General features: G+C 74.9%; 19 protein-coding genes and 1 tRNA gene. 7 read left to right on the forward strand and 13 right to left on the reverse strand.

Features of this window, described 5'->3' with window-relative positions:
* The first annotated feature begins 22 nt into the window (after window positions 1-22).
* On the forward strand, window positions 23-631 hold the full coding sequence (locus CFLA_RS12365; RefSeq protein ID WP_043600706.1) for a CueP family metal-binding protein: 609 nt from the start codon (window positions 23-25) through the stop codon (window positions 629-631).
* Here the strand turns inward: CFLA_RS12365 and CFLA_RS12370 are convergent.
* Entirely contained in the window at window positions 624-1,124 is a 501-nt protein-coding gene (locus CFLA_RS12370) for a hypothetical protein (RefSeq protein WP_043599028.1), read from the reverse strand. The two genes, CFLA_RS12365 and CFLA_RS12370, sit on opposite strands and share 8 nt — an antisense overlap.
* Before the next feature lie 80 nt (window positions 1,125-1,204).
* Here CFLA_RS12370 and CFLA_RS12375 point away from each other — a divergent pair, with 80 nt between their 5' ends.
* The 3 genes from CFLA_RS12375 to CFLA_RS12385 all read left to right on the forward strand — a co-directional run bounded on the left by CFLA_RS12375 (window position 1,205) and on the right by CFLA_RS12385 (window position 3,090).
* Entirely contained in the window at window positions 1,205-2,059 is an 855-nt protein-coding gene (locus CFLA_RS12375; protein WP_013117671.1) for a LysR family transcriptional regulator, read from the forward strand.
* Window positions 2,056-2,586 (forward strand): RNA 2'-phosphotransferase, encoded by a 531-nt coding sequence (locus tag CFLA_RS12380; protein WP_013117672.1) that lies wholly within the window; start codon window positions 2,056-2,058, stop codon window positions 2,584-2,586. The genes CFLA_RS12375 and CFLA_RS12380 overlap by 4 nt, the downstream gene beginning before the upstream one ends.
* 159 nt (window positions 2,587-2,745) lie before the next feature.
* Window positions 2,746-3,090 (forward strand): DUF2200 domain-containing protein, encoded by a 345-nt coding sequence (locus CFLA_RS12385; RefSeq protein ID WP_013117673.1) that lies wholly within the window; start codon window positions 2,746-2,748, stop codon window positions 3,088-3,090.
* Between the two features lie 16 nt (window positions 3,091-3,106).
* Here CFLA_RS12385 and CFLA_RS12390 read toward each other — a convergent pair whose 3' ends face one another.
* The 10 genes from CFLA_RS12390 to CFLA_RS12435 form a co-directional block, all read right to left on the reverse strand.
* Window positions 3,107-3,754 (reverse strand): hypothetical protein, encoded by a 648-nt coding sequence (locus tag CFLA_RS12390; RefSeq protein ID WP_013117674.1) that lies wholly within the window; start codon window positions 3,752-3,754, stop codon window positions 3,107-3,109.
* Window positions 3,751-5,316 (reverse strand): glycoside hydrolase domain-containing protein, encoded by a 1,566-nt coding sequence (locus CFLA_RS12395; RefSeq protein ID WP_013117675.1) that lies wholly within the window; start codon window positions 5,314-5,316, stop codon window positions 3,751-3,753. The genes CFLA_RS12390 and CFLA_RS12395 overlap by 4 nt, the downstream gene beginning before the upstream one ends.
* The gene (locus tag CFLA_RS20490) at window positions 5,255-5,749 is read right to left on the reverse strand and encodes a hypothetical protein (protein ID WP_013117676.1); all 495 of its coding nucleotides are present in this window, start codon (window positions 5,747-5,749) and stop codon (window positions 5,255-5,257) included. Before CFLA_RS20490 ends, CFLA_RS12395 begins: the two co-directional genes overlap by 62 nt.
* A gap of 133 nt (window positions 5,750-5,882) precedes the next feature.
* On the reverse strand, window positions 5,883-7,766 hold the full coding sequence (locus CFLA_RS12405) for an ABC transporter permease (RefSeq protein ID WP_013117677.1): 1,884 nt from the start codon (window positions 7,764-7,766) through the stop codon (window positions 5,883-5,885).
* Between the two features lie 5 nt (window positions 7,767-7,771).
* Entirely contained in the window at window positions 7,772-8,515 is a 744-nt protein-coding gene (locus tag CFLA_RS12410) for an ABC transporter ATP-binding protein (RefSeq protein ID WP_013117678.1), read from the reverse strand.
* 123 nt (window positions 8,516-8,638) lie between these two features.
* Window positions 8,639-8,998: a DUF1801 domain-containing protein gene (locus CFLA_RS12415; RefSeq protein ID WP_222836753.1), complete on the reverse strand. Its 360-nt coding sequence runs from the start codon at window positions 8,996-8,998 to the stop codon at window positions 8,639-8,641.
* Between the two features lie 160 nt (window positions 8,999-9,158).
* Entirely contained in the window at window positions 9,159-9,497 is a 339-nt protein-coding gene (locus CFLA_RS12420; RefSeq protein WP_043599034.1) for a MazG nucleotide pyrophosphohydrolase domain-containing protein, read from the reverse strand.
* Window positions 9,498-9,638: 141 nt separating this feature from the next.
* Window positions 9,639-9,712 (reverse strand) — tRNA-Met (locus CFLA_RS12425).
* 19 nt (window positions 9,713-9,731) lie between these two features.
* Entirely contained in the window at window positions 9,732-10,724 is a 993-nt protein-coding gene (locus CFLA_RS12430) for a DMT family transporter (RefSeq protein WP_013117681.1), read from the reverse strand.
* Window positions 10,725-10,886: 162 nt separating this feature from the next.
* Entirely contained in the window at window positions 10,887-13,889 is a 3,003-nt protein-coding gene (locus tag CFLA_RS12435) for a UPF0182 family membrane protein (protein WP_013117682.1), read from the reverse strand.
* A 110-nt stretch (window positions 13,890-13,999) separates the two neighbouring features.
* On the opposite strand from CFLA_RS12435, the gene CFLA_RS12440 reads away from it, so the two are divergent.
* Window positions 14,000-14,578, forward strand: a complete 579-nt coding sequence (locus tag CFLA_RS12440; RefSeq protein ID WP_013117683.1) for a PPA1309 family protein — start codon at window positions 14,000-14,002, stop codon at window positions 14,576-14,578.
* A 7-nt stretch (window positions 14,579-14,585) separates the two neighbouring features.
* Here CFLA_RS12440 and CFLA_RS12445 read toward each other — a convergent pair whose 3' ends face one another.
* Window positions 14,586-15,911, reverse strand: coding sequence for a S16 family serine protease (locus CFLA_RS12445; protein ID WP_013117684.1), 1,326 nt, complete (start codon window positions 15,909-15,911; stop codon window positions 14,586-14,588).
* 126 nt (window positions 15,912-16,037) lie between these two features.
* On the opposite strand from CFLA_RS12445, the gene CFLA_RS12450 reads away from it, so the two are divergent.
* The gene (locus CFLA_RS12450) at window positions 16,038-17,477 is read left to right on the forward strand and encodes a zinc-dependent metalloprotease (RefSeq protein WP_013117685.1); all 1,440 of its coding nucleotides are present in this window, start codon (window positions 16,038-16,040) and stop codon (window positions 17,475-17,477) included.
* Window positions 17,478-17,498: 21 nt separating this feature from the next.
* On the opposite strand, the gene CFLA_RS12455 is transcribed toward CFLA_RS12450, so the two are convergent.
* Window positions 17,499-18,050 carry a M48 metallopeptidase family protein gene (locus CFLA_RS12455; protein WP_043600720.1) on the reverse strand — a complete coding sequence of 184 codons (552 nt, stop codon included), beginning with the start codon at window positions 18,048-18,050 and terminating at the stop codon, window positions 17,499-17,501.
* A gap of 291 nt (window positions 18,051-18,341) precedes the next feature.
* Here CFLA_RS12455 and CFLA_RS19760 point away from each other — a divergent pair, with 291 nt between their 5' ends.
* Window positions 18,342-18,500 (forward strand): DUF5679 domain-containing protein, encoded by a 159-nt coding sequence (locus tag CFLA_RS19760; protein ID WP_013117687.1) that lies wholly within the window; start codon window positions 18,342-18,344, stop codon window positions 18,498-18,500.
* Window positions 18,501-18,575 lie beyond the last annotated feature (75 nt).

Below are 18,575 nucleotides of genomic sequence, written 5' to 3' on the forward strand. Positions count from 1 at the left end.
GGAGCGGACGATGATGACGGGCATGCGCCGTCTGCCCGTCCTCGTCGCCCTCGTCGTGTCGCTCGCGCTCGTCGGCTGCGGCGCGTCGACGCCGGACGCCGCGCCCACGTCCCCGGCCGCGACAACCGGTGCCGAGCCGAGCTCCGCGACCGACGGGGATCCCGGCGACGTCCTCGCCGACCTCGGCCTGGCCGGACTGACGGGCCGCGAGATCGTCGACCGGCTGGACGCCTCGACGGACACCCGCCCGCTGGACCTCGTCGCGTCCGTCCGTGAGGACGAGGTCCTCGTCGGCGACGGTACGTCCGAGGTGACGGTCCCGCTGGGCGACGAGTTCTACATGTCGGTCGCGCCGTACGTGCAGACCACGCACGAGTGCTTCTTCCACAGCCTCGCCGGCTGCCAGGGCGAGCTCGTCGACGCGCCCGTCGAGGTAAGGATCGTCGACGCCGACGGCGCCGTGCTCGTCGAGGAGAGCACGACCACCTGGACCAACGGGTTCGTCGGGTTCTGGCTGCCGCGCGGCATCGAGGGCGAGATCGAGGTCGAGCACGACGGGCGGCGCGGCAGCGTCCCGTTCAGCACGACGCCCGGCAGCCCGACGTGCGTCACCACCCTGCGCCTCACCTGACGGGCGCGGGCTCCAGCGTGGTCCGCACGAGCCGCTCGACGTCCGCCCAGGTCGGTGTGGCGACGGCCGGCGGGGCGGCGACCGCGGACCCGAAGCGGTACTGGTGACGCACGGCGCCGGCGATGGCGCGGTGCACCTCCGGGTGGTCGTCGACGAAGTGCGTAAGACCCAGGTCGAGGCAGTGGCCGCGCTTCTCCTCGCGACGCCGGCAGAACCGCACGTGGTCCGTGGGGATCCCTGTGCGCCCGTGGACGTCGTGCGCCTCGAGCCAGCGCAGGGTGCGCTCCTGGATGCGGAGGGCGCACTTCGAGACGAGCCACACGCGCCCGTCGACGAGCGCGGTGAGGCGCGCGATGGTGTCGATCGCGCCGGGCACCTCGGGTGTGGCGAGGACGGCCGCCTCGTCGCGGCCGAAGAAAGCGGTGTCGGCGCCGGGGCCACCGTCGATGATGACGCGTCCGATGTCGATGCCGAGTGCGGGTAGCTGTGTCATGGCCCCAGCGTGCGCGAACCAGAGATTGATAGGAACTATCACGTTACGCTCCATCTATAGTTCTGCCCTATGGTTGTCGCATGAACCCGCTCCGGGCCGACGCCGTGCACGCCTTCGGCGTCTTCGCCGACCACCTCAGCTTCACCGCCGCCGCCGAGGCCCTGCACCTGTCCCAGCCGTCCCTGCACACCAAGGTCCGCAAGCTGCAGGACGCGCTCGGCGTCCCCCTCTACGAGCGGCACGCGCGCGGCCTGCGCCTGACGCCCGCCGGTGAGCGGCTGGCCCTGCACGCGCGCGACGCCGAGCGCCGCGCGCAGGACGTGCTGGCCGACCTGCACGCCCGCGCCGCCACCGTGACGGTCGCGGCGGGACGCGGTGCCGTGCGATGGGTCGTCGCCGACGGGCTCCGCCGCCTCGCGGACGCCGGGCGACCGTTCCGCGTCGTCACGGCGCAGCGTGACGACGCGCTCGCGGACCTGACGTCCGGGCGGGTCGACGTCGCCGTCGTCGCGGCCGACCCACCGCCGCGCTCCCTGCGCTCCGCTCCCCTCGCCCGCTACCCGCAGGTGCTCGTCGTCCCCACCGACCACCCGCTCGCCGGACGCGCGCAGGTGCACCTGCGCGACCTCGACGGGCTGGCGCTCGTGGTGCCCCCGGAGGGCCGACCGCACCGCACCGCGCTCGAGCACGCCCTCGACGCCGCCCGGGTCACGTGGTCACCCGCCGCGGAGGTCGACGGCTGGGACCTGCTGCTGCAGCTCGCGTCGTTGGGCCTGGGCGCGACCGTCGTCAACGGCTGCGTCCAGGTACCGGACGGGTTGCGCGCCGTACCGGTCGCGGACCTGCCGCCCGTCCGGTACGCGCTCGTGTGGCGCCCCGAGCGCGAGGGCCTGGTGAGCGACGCGATCGCGGCGCTGCGCGGGGAGTCGTCGTGAGCGACCTCAGCCGGTTCCTCTCGTACGTCCTGCGGCACCGGCCCGACGCCGCGGGCCTCACGCTCGACGCCGCCGGCTGGGTCGACGTCGACGTCCTGCTCGCGGCGCTCGCCGCGCACGGCCACACCGCGACCCCGGAGGACCTGCGGTACCTCGCCGAGGACGTCCCCGGCAAGAAGCGGCTCGAGCTCCGTGACGGGCGGGTGCGCGCGGCCCAGGGTCACAGCGTGCGCGTCGACCTCGGCCTGGCGCCCGTCGTGCCGCCCGCGACCCTGTTCCACGGCACCGCGACCAGGTTCCTCGACCGCATCCTCGTCGACGGGCTGCGACCGATGTCGCGGCAGCACGTGCACCTGTCCGCCGACCGCGCGACCGCGACCGACGTCGGCTCCCGGCACGGCCGGCCCGTCGTGCTGCTCGTCGACGCCGCGGCGATGCACGCGGGCGGCGCTGCCTTCTACCGCGCGGCCAACGGGGTGTGGCTCACCGACGCGGTGCCGCCGGAGCACCTGCGCCGCGAGGTGTGACACGCCGGAGCGCTCGCCCCTCCCACAGCCCCACGGCTGCTGGGCGGGCGGGACGGCGCGCGTGCCGTGCGGGCATCTCCTGCCGGGCATCGCCGTGACGTTCGCGATCCCCCGCCGCCACCCTCAGGGCGCCGACGAGCCCGCGACTACCGTGGAGGTATGAGCCACCGCATCTACCGCACGGCGTTCGGCGACGTGTACCCGCTCTACGTCGCCAAGGCCGAGCGCAAGGGCCGCACGCAGGCGGAGGTCGACGAGGTCGTCGCCTGGCTCACGGGCTTCGACGCCGCCGCGCTGCGCGCCCACCTCGAGGCGGGCACGACGTTCGAGGAGTTCTTCGCCGCCGCGGAGCTGAACCCGAACGCCTCGCTCATCACCGGCACGGTCTGCGGCGTGCGCGTGCAGGAGGTCGAGGACCCGCTCATGCGGCAGATCCGCTACCTCGACAAGCTCGTGGACGAGCTGGCCAAGGGCCGGCCGATGGAGAAGATCCTGCGCTCCTGACGCGCGCCACCGCGCGTCAGGAGCCGACGGCTCCCTCGACGCGGACCTGTTCCGCGCGGGCGAGGGCCTCGGGGCCCCGGGCAGCCAGGTCCGCGGCCGCGCCGTGCCGGCCCGCCAGCCGGTCCGCGAGCCGCGCGACGGCCGGGTCGTCGGCGGCCACGGCGAGCCGCAGGTGCCCCTCGCACGGCTCGGCATCATCGCCGCCCCACGCGACGAGCCCGTCGCAGTCCGCCAGCACCGCGCGCAGCGCCGCCACCTCGTGCATCTCGAGGGTGCCGCTCGCGCCGACGGGCGAGGCCCCCGGGTCGAGGTGCACGGCCGTCCCGTCGGCGTGCGCGAGCGCGCGGGGCGACGCGCCCGGCTCCGTCCGCTGCCCCACCGCGGCCCGGACGGTCCGCACCTCGTAGTGGAACCGCCGCGCCACGTGCGTGAGCACCGTGGCCGGGTCACCGCCGTGCAGCGCGACGTCGAGCCCCGTCCCCTCCAGCGGCACGGACGGCAGCGCACCGGCGGGCCCGGCGGGCATGGTGCCCGGTGCCGACGCGGCCGCGCGCGCCGCACCGACCGGCAGCGCCGCGACGGCGGCCACGCCCGCCCCGATCCTCAGGACGGTCCGCCGCGTCAGGCCCGTGCCCACCGCGTCGCCGGCTGCGTGCGTCGTCATCGCTCCCCCTCCGCGCGTCGTGCGACCATCTGGACGAACGCGTCGGCGATCTCGTCGAGCACCGTCCGACGCGCGGGCTGCTGCAGCTCGTCCCACGGGACCGCGGGCGCGAGCGCCGCTCGCACGTCCCGCCACGCGCGGGACGTCAGCGCGTCGCGTGCCGCCGCCTGGGCCGTCGCGAGCCGGCCGGCGAAGCGCTGGTCGAGCAGCGACGTGTACCGGCGCTCGGCACCCGCGACCGCAGGGCCACCGGTCCAGTGCGCGCGCACGGCCGCGACCAGGTCGGTCCGGGGCCGCACACGCGAGCCGATCAGCAGCCCGTCCGTGGCCGCGACCACCGACGCGTTGTCCAGCGGCCCCGGTACGTCGATCCGTCCGAGCTGCTCACCGGCCCACCGTCCCGCGTCGGGGTTCTCCGCGGCGACGTCCCACCACGTGGCGACGAGCGCGACGAGGTCACCGCCCCACCCGACGGCGTCGCCGGCGTGCACGCGCGAGCGTCCGAGGCCCCACGGCCGGGCGAGCGCGGACTCGGCGGCGGCCGCCCAGCGCGCAGCGGGCACGTCGTCGAACGTCACGGGGTCGGGGAAGGTCACGAGCCGGTCGGCGAAGCCCGCGGTGACGCGGGCCGCGTCCGCGACCGCGGTGAACGGACCGTCGGCCGTCCCGAGCTGCTGCCGCAGGAAAGGCGAGTCGGCGGGCAGGCGCAGGTAGCGCAGCACGAGACGGGCGGCGGCTTCGTGCACGCGTCCCAGCCCCGCGCCGCGCCGCGCGGTGACGTGCGCGACGGCCACGTCGTGCAGCGCCCCGAGGTGCGCGAGCGTCCGGTCCGTGACGGCGCCCGCGCCCGACAGGTGCGCGACGCCCGGGTCCCGCCCCGAGGCCACGTCCTTGTCGATCTCCACGGCGCCGTCGCCCGCGCCGACCGTGATCGTCTGCACCTGCGTCAGCGCCCAGTTCCCCGGCATCGGGAACCCCTGGTTGCCGGTCCACCCGGTCGACATCCCGGCGACGAACGCGTGCCGCGCGAGCACGTCCCGCGTCACGGCCGTGCACACGTCCCGCGAGCCGTACACGCCGATCGCGTAGGCACGCCCGGCATCCCGCAGTGCGGCCGCGACGCCGCGGAAGGACGGCAGGACCGCGGTGCGCACCTCGGCGGGCACCGCGTCGTAGTCGACCGCGAAGTAGATCGTCGTGCCGGCCGGCAGGCCCTGCGCCATCGCCGCGGCGTGCGCGCGAGCGCCCTGGGCACGCCCGATCTCCTCCGTGAAGCTCGTCAGGCTCGCACCGTTCTCCTGGTAGAGCGGGACCAGCGTCAGACCGGAGCCGACGATCGTGGCGGCCTCGCCGGGCTGCAGGCGCTTGTCCAGCGCGTTGGGCACGTCGGCGTTGGTGAGGTAGCGCGCGACCGTGCGGTACCCGGCGGCCAGCAGGGTGGCCGCGCGTCCCGGGGTGATCTCGGTGACGCAGTCCGCGGCGTTGCCGGGGCGGTCGACGTCACCCGTCGTGACGAGCGCCTGCGCCCACGTCGGGTAGTCCCCGTCCCCGGTGACGGGCAACGCGCCGGAACACGTACCTGTCCAGCGTGAGCAGGCTCTTGACGACCTTCGGCGGTACCCCGCCGGCCACGCGGTCGGCGACACCGAGGTCGGCGCCCACCGTGGCGACGGTCGTCGCCGTCGCGTCGCCCCACACGCCGTCGAGGGCCCCGGGGTCGTACCCCTTGCACACGAGCCCGCCCTGCACGAGCGTCACCATCCGCGGTGCCGACGAGGCGCCGACCGGGCCGTGCGCGGCGAGCCGCGCGGTCGTCGTCGGCCCGAACGCGTCCGACAGCGCCGTGATCCCGAGCTCCACCTGCAGCGCACGGATGAGCGCCGCCGTCGTCGCCGGCCCCGCGGACCCGTCCTCGGCGACGGGGTTCCACCCGTCGACGCCCGTGTAGGTGGCGTTCAGCCACGCCTGCACGTCCTGCACCGTCACTCGTGCCACCGGTCCCCCTCGCCCTGCGATCGCGGCCACGTTAGGCCGTGAGGTCGCCGGACGGACAGGAAGGACCCAGGAAGGGCCCAGAGAGGCAGCAGCTCCGCCGGAGGGCCGCCTGCGCAGCGGCCCTCCGGCTCCGTCAGGCGACGGCGGTCGCGAGCTGCGTCGTCCGTCGCGCCGCGAGCGCCGTCGCGACGAGAGCGAACAGGACTGCGGCGGCGCTGACGACCGCGTACGACGGCACGTCGACCACGGGCGGCCCGTCGACGACACCGGCGCTGACCCCGACGACCGCGGGCACCACGGCCAGGGTGCCGATCACCCAGGCCGTCACCCCGGTGACCGCGGCCTCGACGGTCGTCATCGCCAGGAGCTGGCGACGTGTCGTGCCGGTGCGGTGCAGCAGGCGCATCTCGTCGCGGCGGGAGGCCGTCGTCATGGCCAGCGTGCTCGCGGCACCGACGGCCACGACACCCAGCAGCAGCAGGAGCAGCACGACGCCGATCTCGTTCTCCCCGCCGGCCCCGACCGCCGCCGCGGCGTACGTCGCGGCGTCGACGGCCGTGCCGCCCAGCGCACCGACCGCCGCGGTGACCTGCGGCGTGTCCGCGCCCGGCGCCACGTCGACGAGCAGGGTGTCCGGGACGACGGGCAGCCCGTGCGCCGCCGCCGTGGCGGGGCCGGTGATGAGCCCGCCGACGCCGAGCCCACGGGAGAACACCGCGACGACGGTCGCGTCGACGAGGTCGCCGCCGAGGCGCAGCGTGAGGCTCTCCCCCGGGCCTGCACCGGACTGGAACGCCGTGTCGGTGCTGACGGCGACCGTGTCGACCGCCTCGAGGTCGGCGAGCGAGCCGCGCACGACGTCGGGATCGAGCGCCGTCGTGCCTGCGGGGACGACACGCAAGGCCGTCGCCTCCCAGGCGAGGGCGCCCGAGGCCTCGCCGTCGGTCCGCACGTCGGCCGGCACGGTGGCCAGCGGCACGGCCGACGCGACGCCCGGCGCCGCCGCGACCTGGGCGGCGAGGTCGGGCGCGGCGTCCGACGCGGGCGTCACGACGAGGTCCGTGGTGATCGCCGCGGCGAGCTGCTGCCCGGCGCCCGTGGCGATGGCACGGTTGACGCTGGTCTGCGCGGTCGCGGCAGCGACGACGAGCGCGAGCGGCACGACGACGGTCGTCAGCCGGCGGGAGAACCCGCGCAGGTTGCGGACGGCGAGCATCGTCGCCGGGGTGCCGCGGGACGCACCGGTCCGCGCGAGGCGGTCGAAGACCCAGCCGACCAGCACCGGCCCGGCGAGCGCCGCCGCGCCCACCAGGACGAACGCCGACACGGCTGCGGCCGCGCTGCCCGTCGCCCCCGGCATCCACAGCGTGGAGAACGCGGCACCGAGGCCGAGGACCGTCAGGGTGAGGGCCGAGACGCGCCGACCCGCACCGACCTGGCGGGCCTCGACGGCGCTGAGCTGCAGCGCGGCCGTCGGGGCGGTGCGAGCGGCCTCCCTCGCCCCGAGCCGGCCGACCGGCACCGCGGTCAGCACGACGAGCGCCACGGCCCCGAGCACGGGCAGCGGCGACAACGTGGCGTCGAACCCCGGCTCGACGAGCCCGGAGCGCACGAGCACGGGGTCGAGCAGCCGCGCGCCGAGCAGGCCGGCCAGCGCCCCGGCGGGCGAGGCCACGAGCGAGACGACCCCGACCTCCAGCGTCACGGCGGTGCGCACCTGCGCAGGTGTGGCGCCGACCGCCCGCAGCAGCGCGAGCTCCCGCCGGCGGCCGCGCAGCGCGAGGCTGACGGTTGCGGCGACGACCATGACGACGACCACGAGCAGCGTGCCGGCGTACGACGACGCGAGGGCGACGAGCAGCGACCCGGCGGCGTCACCGGCCGACTGCAGCCGCGTGCCGGACTCCAGGAGCACACCGGTGACGGCGAGGACCGCCGACGCGACGGCCAGCACGACCGCGGTACCGGCGTAGGCACCGCGGTGGGCGCGGACGCCCGAGGACGCGAGCTGCCACATCGCGCTCACCGCCCCGTCGTCAGGAGACGAGCGGTGACCTGCTCGGCCGTCGGGCGCTCGAGGCGGTCGACGACGAGCCCGTCGGCGATCACCACCACGCGCTCCGCGGCGGCCGCGACGCCGGCGTCGTGCGTCACGACGACGACGGTCTGCCCGAGCTCGTGGGCCGTGCGGTGCAGCACGTCGAGCACCGCGGCGCCCGTGCGGGAGTCCAGCGCGCCCGTCGGCTCGTCGGCGAACACCACCGCGGGCCGGGTGACCAGCGCGCGGGCGATCGCGACGCGCTGCGCCTGCCCGCCCGACAGCTCCCCCGGCAGCCGGTCCATGAGGTCCCTCACCCCGAGGAACCCCAGCAGCGTCGCCTCCCACGTCGCGTCGACCGGGCGGCCCGCGAGCGCGAGCGGCAGGCGGACGTTCTCGCGCGCCGTGAGGTGGCCGATGAGGTTGTACGACTGGAAGACGAACCCGACGTGCTCGCGGCGGAACCGCGTGAGGTCGTCCGGGCGCAGCGACGTCAGGTCACGCCCACCGACGACGACCGACCCACGGCTCGGGGTGTCCAGCCCGGCCGCACAGTTCAGCAGCGTCGACTTGCCCGAGCCGGACTGGCCGACGACCGCCGTCACGGACCCGGCCGGCAGGTCGAGGCTCACGCCGCGCAGCGCGTGGACGGGCTCGCGGCCGGGGTAGGTCCTGTGGATGTCGACGAGGCGGACGGCCGTGGCCGTCCGCTCGGTGGTCGCGGTCATGTCGGCTCCCGGAGGTCGAGGTCTGGTGTCGACTCGAACCTAGGAACCGGGCGGTGGTGCCATCGAGCGCCCGACGACGGGACCGCGGGACTTGCATCCTTCGACGCAAGCCCCGCGGACGTCTCAGTCGACGACCGACCGGACGATCTCCGTGATGCGCTTCTCCGTCGCGGCGTCCACCGTCTCGAAGTACCACGCGGCCGGCATCAGCCCGCCGTCCGCGCCGCCCGCCGCGCGGAACGCCGCCTTCTCCGTGATCGCGAGGTTGAGCCGCTCGTCCTTGCGCAGCGTGAGGAGCGCGGGCGTGCTCGCCGACCGCGCGTACGCGGGCATGCCGTACCAGATGCGGGGCTTGAGCCCGGGTGCGGCCGCCATGATGACGTCGTGCACCTGCTGCATCGTCGAGCGGTCCGGATCGGCCAGCTCGGCGATCTTGTCGAGCACCTGCGCGAGGTTCTTCTCGTCCTTCGACGACATCGACATGTCCTCTCCCTCGGCCGGCGCACGGCACCGGCGGCATGAAGTCGGCGCACGGGGCGCCGCACCCCATCCGGACATGTCCTGGGACGCCCAGGCCTCTCCGCGATGATTCACGTGATCCGTCACGTGGGAGCGCAGTCGGTGGCGAGCCACCGCGGCCAGGTTAGTCCGTCGGCCAGGCGTGGCCCAGCCCCTCGAGGTGCGCGGTGAGGTCGTCCATGGTGCGGTCGAAGGCGGCCGCGAGGTCGACGCCGTAGCAGTCGGCAAGCGTGAGGACGGACCACAGGCAGTCGGCGAGCTCGTGGGCCAGCGCGTCGTCGAGGCCGGCGCGCGGCCGAACACCGGCCTTGCCCTGGACGAGCTTCGCGAGGTCTCCGACGTCCCCGAGGAAGCCCAGCATGATCTCCTCGGGCGTCCACTCACGCCCGTACCGCTCCTGCTCGAGCGCGGCGTACTGCGCGCGCACCGCCCGGGCCCTGGCCTGCATGTCGTCGAGCTCCATGGCTCCATGCTGGACCACGGCGACGGGACCGCGACGACGAGGCCGTCGTGACTCGAGAAGGCCGACGCGGTGCGCTGAGGCGGTCCCCGGGCCACGCACGACGAAGGCCCGGACCATCAGGTCCGGGCCTTCGTCATCTTGTAGCGGGGGCAGGATTTGAACCTGCGACCTCTGGGTTATGAGCCCAGCGAGCTACCGAGCTGCTCCACCCCGCGTCGGTGTCTCCACTCTATGTCACCTGGGCCGAGCGTCCAAATCGGTTCCCTGGTCAGGGGCGGTGACGGTCGTCACGGTACTGGTGGTGGCAGTGTCCGTGACCGGCACCGCGGCCCCCGGCCGGGGTCCGGTGCGCTGTGCGACGACGACCCCGAGGACGACGAGCAGCCCGCCGACCGGCTCGTACCAGTGCAGCTGCTCCCCCAGCACGACGATGCCGAGCAGCACGCCGACGAGCGGCGTCAGGTACGTGACGGTGGACGCCCGCTGCGGCCCCCAGGCGTCGATGATGCGCGCCATCCACGCGTACGCCAGCCCGGTTCCGAGCGCACCGAGCCCCAGCATCGACAGCACGACGGGCCACGTGAGCTGCACCGGTCCCGTCGCGACGAGCGGTGACGTGAGCGTGAGCAGGACCGCGCCGGCGCTCACCTGGCCCGCGGCGACCGTCTCGGGCGGCAGCCGCAGCGGCACGACGAACCGGCGCTGGTACGTCGTGCCCAGGCCGTAGCAGGCGGTCGCGCCGAGGCACGCGAGAACGGCGGGCAGCGGCGCCGCCGTGGCCGCCTCGGCGACGTACGCCCACGGCCCGACGACGACCACGACGCCGACCGCTCCGACGGCGAGCCCCAGCCGCTGCACGGGCGCCAGCCGCTCGACGGGCAGCAGCACCGCGACGGCGGCTGCCGTCATGAGCGGCGTCGTGGCGTTGAAGATGCTCGACAGCCCCGACGCCAGGTACTGCCCCGACCAGGCGAACAGCAGGTACGGCACGACGCACAGCAGCACGCCGAGCACCGTCAGGTGGCCCCACGTGCGCCGGTCCCGCGGCCACGGCCGCCGGGCCACCAGCATGACGACGACCAGCGTGGACGCACCCAGCAGCAGCCGCGACAGCGCCACCTGCGGGGACGACAGCCCCTCGAGCGCGACCTTCATGAACAGGAAGCTCGAGCCCCACACGAGCGCGGCGGCGAGGTACTGCGCGAGCACGCGCGTGTCGGACGTCACCGGGCAAGACTCGCCCACCGCACCGGCATCGCGACAGTACGAGCCCTTGCCGAGGACGGCAGGACGTGCACCTCACACCTTCGACCGCCCGGCGGGCGCGGACACGGCGACGCCCGCCGTCCCGCGCGCGGTGGCGGGAGCGGCGGGCGTCGGTCCGGCTGGTCAGTCCTGCAGGCGTCCCTCCGCGGCGATCGCGTCGGCGATCGCGGCGTCCAGGCGGTCCTGCGCCTCGCCGTAGGCGGCGAAGTCCCCGTCGGCCAGCGCGTCCTGACCCGCGCGGATGGCCTGCTGCGCCCGCTGCAGCGCCTCGTCGAGGGCCGCCCGCGCGTCCGGGTCGGCCGTCGGCGCCGTCGTGGCGTCCGCGGTCGGCTCCGCCGTCGGGTCGCCGGTCGGCTCGTCGCCGGGCTCCACCGGCTCCTCCGTGTCGACCGGGGGCACCGGTTCGGCGCCGGCGTCACCCGCGTCCGCACCGGAGTCGCCGCCGAAGACCTGGTCCAGCGCCTCGTCGAGCGTCTGGGCGAAGCCGATCTCGTCACCGAACGAGACGAGCACACGCTGCAGCAGCGGGAACGTCGTCCCGCTCGCCGCCTGCACGTACACCGGCTGGACGTACAGCAGACCGCCGCCGACGGGCAGCGTCAGCAGGTTGCCACGCCGCACGATCGAGTCACCGCGCTGCAGGATGTTCAGCTCGTTCGACACCGTCGGGTCGGCGGTGAAGTTCGCGCTCGCCTGCCCCGGCCCGGGGACGGTGGAGTCACGCGGCAGCTCGAGAAGCCGGATCCTGCCGTACGTCTCGGAGACCTTGCCCGGCGTGTTGCCGGCTTCCGCGTCCACCGCGAGGTACCCGGTGAGCACGTTGCGCGCGTTGGCACCGCCCGGGATGAAGGTCGACATCAGCGAGAACGTCGCCTTGTCCTCGCCCGGCATCTGCAGCGTCAGGTAGTAGGGCGGCTGCGCGACGTCCGCGTTGGTCGCGGTCGGGTCGGCCGGGCTCTGCCAGAAGTCGTTCCCGGAGAAGAAGCCCGCCGCGTTCGTCACGTGGTACTGCCCGAGCAGAGCACGCTGCACCTTGAAGAGGTCCTCCGGGTACCGGATGTGGCTCATCAGGTCGCCCGAGATCTCGGACATCGGCTTCAGCGAGGTCGGGAACACCTTGGTCCACGCGTCGAGGACCGGGTCCTCGGTGTCCCACGCGTACAGGTCGACCGACCCGTCGTACGCGTCCACCGTGGCCTTCACGGAGTTGCGGATGTAGTTGACCTGCTTGGGCAGCAGCGCCTGCACGGTGCTGCTGCGCTCGGTCAGCGAGTCCGTGGTGGCGTCCTCGAGGGAGCGCACCGCGGCGTAGGGGTACTGGTCGGACGTGGTGTACCCGTCGATGATCCACTTCACGCGGCCGTCGACGACCGCGGGGTACACGCGTCCGTCGAGGTCGAGGTACGGCGCGACCTTCGCGACGCGGTCGCGCGGGTTGCGGTCGTAGAGGATCTGCGAGGTCTCGGTCACGCGGTCGGAGAAGAGGATCTGCTCGTCGCCGAACTTCAGCGCGAACAGCACCTTGTTCCACAGCGACCCCACCGCCGGGCCCGCGGAGTCCTCCTCCGTGGGGAAGCGGAAGGGCACGGACCCGGTGCCCGTCTCGTCGTCCGGGTAGTCGAACTCCCAGCCATCGGTTCCCGGCCGGCCCCCGACGATCGAGTACTCGGGGGACTTCTGGCCGAAGTAGATGCGCGGCTCGTACTCCCCCAGCTCGCCCTGCGAGGGGATCCCGCCCTCCCAGAACGCGGGTGCGCCGCGTGCACCGCGCGTGTTGCCGTACGCGGCGACGACCCCGAACCCGTGCGTGTACACCGTCGTGTCGTTGGTCCAGTTGCGCTGCCCCGCGTTGAGGCCGTTGAGGTCGAGCTCACGCACCGCGATCACCGTGTCGCGGCTCTCGCCGTCGATCGTGTACCGGTCGACGGACAGCGAGTCGGGGAAGTCGTAGAACCCGCGGATCTGCTGCAGCTGCTTGAACGACGGCGACACGATGTTCGGGTCCAGCAGGCGGATGGACGCGGTGGTCTCCGCGTTCTCCCGCAGCGCGCCCGGCTCGGCCGTGACGTTCGCGTCGTAGTCGGCGATGTCGATGTCGTCGAGCCCGTACGCCGCGAGCGTCGCGTCGATGTTGCGTTGGATGTACTCCGACTCCGCGTCCTGCTGGTTCGGCTGCACCTGGAAGCGCTGCACGACCGCCGGGTACACGCCGCCGACGACGACCGCCGCCACCACCATCAGCCCCACGCCGATCGCCGGCAGGCGCCAGTTGCCCGTGAACGCCGTCGCGACGAACGCACCGGCCACGACGACCGCGGCGACGGCCAGGATCGCCTTCGACGGGATCACCGCGTGCACGTCCGTGAACCCGGCCCCCTGCCAGCGCTGCTCGCCCGTCTGCTGCTTGGTGAGGATCGAGTAGCGGTCCAGCCAGTAGCTCGCGCCGACGAGCAGCAGGACCAGCGCACCGAGCACCGACAGGTGGACGCGCGCCGCGCGCGTGGTGCGCGGCGCTCCCTCGCCCCCGCCGATGCGCAGGCCGCCGTAGAGGTAGTGCGTCGCGACGGCCGCGACGCTCGAGAGCACCAGCACCGCCATGAGGAACGACACGACGAACCGCAGACCGGGCAGCGTGAAGAGGTAGAACCCCAGGTCGATGCCCCACTGCGGGTCGCTCACCCCGACGTCTCCACCCTTGAGCCACAGCTGCACGGTGCTCCACTGCTGGGAGGCCGCGCCACCCGCGAAGAGCCCGAGCACGACAGGGCCGACCACCAGCACGAGCCGGCGCAGCGGCTCGATGGCCTCGCGGTACTGGTCGAGGTTGGCCTGCTCCTGCGTCGAGGGCGCGTACACCGGCCGCGCGCGGTAGCCGTAGCTGAGCGAGAAGCCCACGCTCGCGGCCATGACGGCGAAGCCCAGGACGAACAGGACGCCGCGCGTGACCCACTCGGTGCGCAGCACCTCGGTGAACCCCAGCTGCGAGTACCAGAGGACCTCGGTCCAGACCTGTGCGAGCACGAGCAGCAGGACGACGAGTACGACGAGCGTGACGACGGTCGGGACCAGAGGGCCGCGGCGGCGCGGCGCGACAGGTCGGGGGCGGGGCGGGGAGGCGAAGGTCACAGCGGTGCGGTCCTCGATCTTTGAGCCGACGGCGGGCGCGACACGCGCCCTTCGTCCACACGAACGGGCACGACGGGTCCCAGGTTCCCACAGGGTGCGACGATGAGCGCGTGAGCACGCCCCCCGCACCGTCACCGCAGCCCGACGACACCCAGACCCGCGCGCGACGCGCCCTCGCCGACGCCGTCCGGGAGATCGAGCACCACGTCGCCGCCGCCGGCTGGGACGCCCCCGTGCGGGTCTTCGCGCTCGTGCGGACCCGGACGGCGCTGACGACCGAGCCGGGTCTCGCCGACCAGCTCGCCCCCGAGGTCCTCGCCGCCGCACGCGCCGACGACCAGCACCTGACGTCCGTCGAGCAGGAGGGGCTGCCCGCCGCCGAGGACCTCGAGCACCTGCTCGGAGGGCTGACGTGGCCGCCCACGGTCGACGGTGCCGCGGTCACGGTCGAGCGCGTCGTCCTGCCCCCGGGGGCCGAGGAGGACCTGCCGGCCGACCCGGACGCCGCTCTCGCGGCCCTGCTCGCCCACCCGCAGCGCCAGGACGTGCGGCTCGCCGTCGCGGTGCTGCGCGACGGTCCTTCGTGGTGCGCCGTGCGCACCCGCGCGCACGACGACGACGACGCGGTCGGTCAGGGCCCGGACCTCGTGCCCGGCCTCGTCGAGGCGGTGCGCGCGACGCTCGAGTGACGCCCCGTCAGCCCGCCGTGCAGGTCGGCAGCTCGTCGGTCTCGCCGGCGCCGATCGCCTCCATCGCCTCGCGCGCGTCGTGGAGCGTGGCGACGCGGACGACGCGCAGACCGCGCGGCACGTGCCCCACGACCTCGTCGCAGTTGCCGTCCGGGGCCAGGAACCAGGCCGCCCCGTCACGCACCGCCCCGGCGAGCTTCTGGCGGATCCCCCCGATCGGGCCGACGGCACCCGTCACGTCGATCGTCCCGGTGCCGGCGATGACCTCGCCCGCCGCCTCGTCCTCGGGGGTCAGCAGGTCGACGAGCCCGAGCGCGAACATCGTCCCGGCGCTCGGCCCGCCGACACCCTCGATGTTGATGCTGACGTCCACCGGCATGTCGAACGACGGGTCGACGAACACCCCGATCTGCGCCCCGCCGTCCTCGCGCTCGCCCGTCACCACGGCCACCTCGACGTCCTGCGCGTGCCGCCGGACCGTCAGGGAGATCGTCGTGCCCGGCTCGATCTCGGCGAGCCGCGCGACCAGCGACTGGTAGTCCGCGAGCGGCTCACCGTCCATCGCCGTGAGGACGTCGCCCTCCTCGAGCTTGTCGACGGCGTCCGTGCCCTCGACCGTGCCGGCCACGACCAGCGTCGCCGGCACCTCGTACCCGAGCTCGACGAGTGCCGCGACCGCTGCGTTCTCCTGCGAGGACACCATGAGCCCCGCGTTGGACTCCTCGATCTCCTCGCGCGTCGCGTCCTGCGGGTAGACCTCCTCGACGGGACGCACCACGGACGCGCGCGAGACCCAGCCCCGCAGCACGTTGACGAGGTACGCCGGGTAACCGGGGCCGCCGACGCCGGAGATCGTCGTCAGCCGCAGCTCACCGGTCGACGGGTACGTGGTCGCACCGTCGACCTCGATGAGCGGGCTGCCGCCGACCTCGCCGAGCACGTCGGTCGTCGGGCCGGGCCCGTTCACGGCGTACGGAGCGGGCACGACCGCCAGGATGCCGACGAGCACCGCGGCGGCGAGCATGCCGACCGACTGGATCACGGCGCGCGGGGTCGGCCGCGGCAGCGGGTCGTCCTCGGGCTGGGCGGCAGGGTCCGCGGCCGGGTGGGCGACAGGGTCCGCGGCGGGGTGGGCGACAGGGTCCACGGCGTCCCCCGGCGCAGGCGCGACCGGCGCGTCGTCGTCGACACCGTCCTCCGCGACGTCGACGGTCTCGTCCGCCCCCTCCGCGGCCGGCCCCGGGGACGCGTCGGCGGGCACGTCGTCGACGTCGTGGGCCGGGTCCTGGGAGGCGTCGTCGGTGGGCTTCTCGTCGAGCACGGGGACGATCATCCCTCACGCGCCCGGACTCGCGAGGCAGCAGGCGTGTGCGCCGACAGCGAACCTGCCCCCCGCGCCGGTCGGAGCACCTCGTCACGTGGTTACCGTGGTGCTCCCCCGGCCACCCTGGAGGCCCGCATGAGTCCCGACGTCCCACCCCCCGACGGCCCCGGCGGGCCACCGCAGTGGGAGCAGATGCTCCGCGCCATGCTGGGCCCGGCGGCGGACGACGCGATCCGCGAGATGCGCGAGATGGGCCTCGACCCGTCGGCCATGGCCGCGGCGTCCGGGCTGCCCACCGATCCCGCCCTGCTGCGGCAGGCGCTCGAGCAGATGCAGCGGATGCTCGCGTCGTCGGGCGACCAGCCCGTGAACTGGCAGATGGCGCACGACCTGGCGCGGCAGCAGGCGGCGGTCGGCGGCGACCCGTCGCTGTCCCCAGGACGCGTCAAGGACGTGCGCGACGCGCTGTCCGTGGCCGAGCTGTGGCTCGACGCGGCGACGGACCTGCCGCCCGCCCCGGGCGCGACGCACGCGTGGAGCCGCGCCGAGTGGGTGGAGGCGACCCTGTCGACGTGGCGCACGCTCACCGAGCCGGTCGCCGCGTCCCTGTCCGCGGCGCTCGCCGAGGCCCTCGGTCCGGCGATCACCGAGATGGGGGCGTCGCTGCCCGGCGGACCACCGCCCGGCGTGCAGGGCGACCCGGCCCAGCTGATGCGCGGTCTGGGCTCCGCGGTCTTCGGCCTGCAGGTCGGGCAGGCCGCCGGCACCCTCGCCCGCGAGGTCTTCGGCACCACCGACATCGGCCTGCCGCTGCTCGAGGCGCCCGCGCCGGCGCTCGTCGCCACCAACGTCGACGCGTTCGCCGAGGGCCTCGACACGCCGCTGGACGAGGTGCGGCTGTACCTGGCGCTGCGCGAGGCCGCGGCGAGCCGCCTCTTCGCGCACGTGCCGTGGCTGCGGACCCACCTGCTCGACACCGTCGCGGAGTACGCGCGCGGCATCGCGATCGACGTCGAGCACCTCGAGGAGGCCGTCGCCTCGATCGACCCGACGGACCCCACGGCGCTGCAGGAGGCGTTGTCCGGCGGCGTGTTCGCCCCTCAGACGACCCCGGCGCAGCAGGCCGCGCTGGCCCGACTCGAGCACGCGCTCGCGCTCGTGGAGGGCTGGGTCGACGAGGTCGCGACGACCGCGGCGACACCCCACCTGCCGCACGCCGTGCCGCTGCGCGAGATGGTGCGCCGCCGCCGGGCAGCCGGTGGGCCGGCCGAGCAGACCTTCGCGAGCCTGGTCGGGCTGGAGCTGCGCCCGCGACGCCTGCGGGACGCCGCCACCGTGTGGGCGCACCTGACGGCCACGCGCGACGTCGCCGGGCGCGACGCGGTCTGGGCGCACCCGGACCTCGTCCCCACGCCCGAGGACCTCGACGACCCGGGCGGCTACGACGCGCGGCGCGCGGCCGCCGTGGACGAGACGGCCGACCTGGACCGGGCCCTCGCGCAGATCCTCGCCGACGCCGACGCCGACGCCGACGGCCCGTCCGGCGACGACACGAGCGGCCCACCCGCCGCGTGACCGACGGTCCGTCGGCAGGGCTCAGGCCCCGCCGACGGGCTCGTCGGCATCGTCCGCCGCAGGCTCGTCGGGCACGTCGCCGGCCTCGGCGCCGTCGCGCGTGAACGCGCAGCCCTCGAGGAAGCCCCGCGCGCGCTGCGTGTGCGGGTAGGCGGCCAGCTCGGCCCAGAACGCGTCGCCGTGCCCGGGCTGCAGCAGGTGCGCCAGCTCGTGCAGGAGGACGTAGTCGAGGACCCAGCGCGGCATGCCCTGCAGGCGGTCGGAGATGCGGATGGTGCCGTCGGAGGGCGTGCACGACCCCCACCGGCGCCCCTGGTTGGACGACCACCGCACGCTCGTCGGCACGGCACGTCCCCCGAGGTACCGCCGCGACAGCTCGGTCGCCCGAGCGACGAGCTGGGCGTCCGACGGGCGGCGGCGACGCTCCTGGGCGGCGAGGCGCTCGACCATGCGCGCCACCCACTCGCGCTCCTGCGCGCGCGTGAACCGGGCGGGGATCGCCACGATGGTGCGGCCGCCCTCGCGCCACGCGCTCACCGTGCGCGCGCGGCGACGCGACCTGCGCACCTCCACGACGGGCGCGGTGTCGTCGCTCGGCGCGAGCGCGCGGAGCGCCGCCTCACCGGCGCGTGCGGGACCGCGCGGCGTCGCCTCGCGCGAAGTCGGCACCTCACCGACGCTAGCGCGCCGCGCCGTCGGCGGCGAGGACGACACCCCGCCCGTCCCCCGCACGCGCGACGACGCGGCCCGTGATCGTGCGTGCGTGCGGGCCGTGCGCACTACTGTGTGAGCGCACGGAGGCCGTCATGGTCCCTGCCCCGGGCGCGATGCCACCGCCCGGTGAGGAGCACGAGGAGGGACCACATGGCCGACACCTGGGCGGGCGAGTTCTACTGTGTGAAGTGCAAGGAGAAGCGGGAGACGGAGGGCGAGGTCGTCGTCTCCGAGTCCGGCCGCCGGATGGCCAAGGCCGTCTGCCCGGTCTGCGGCACCAAGCTGAACCGGATCCTCGGCAAGGCCTGACACCGGTCTGGGCCCGCGGCCCGGTCGCGCACGTCACGAGGGCACCGTCGCGCGGCGACGGTGCCCTCGTCGTCT

This window comes from Cellulomonas flavigena DSM 20109 (assembly GCF_000092865.1).
Classification (GTDB): domain Bacteria; phylum Actinomycetota; class Actinomycetes; order Actinomycetales; family Cellulomonadaceae; genus Cellulomonas; species Cellulomonas flavigena.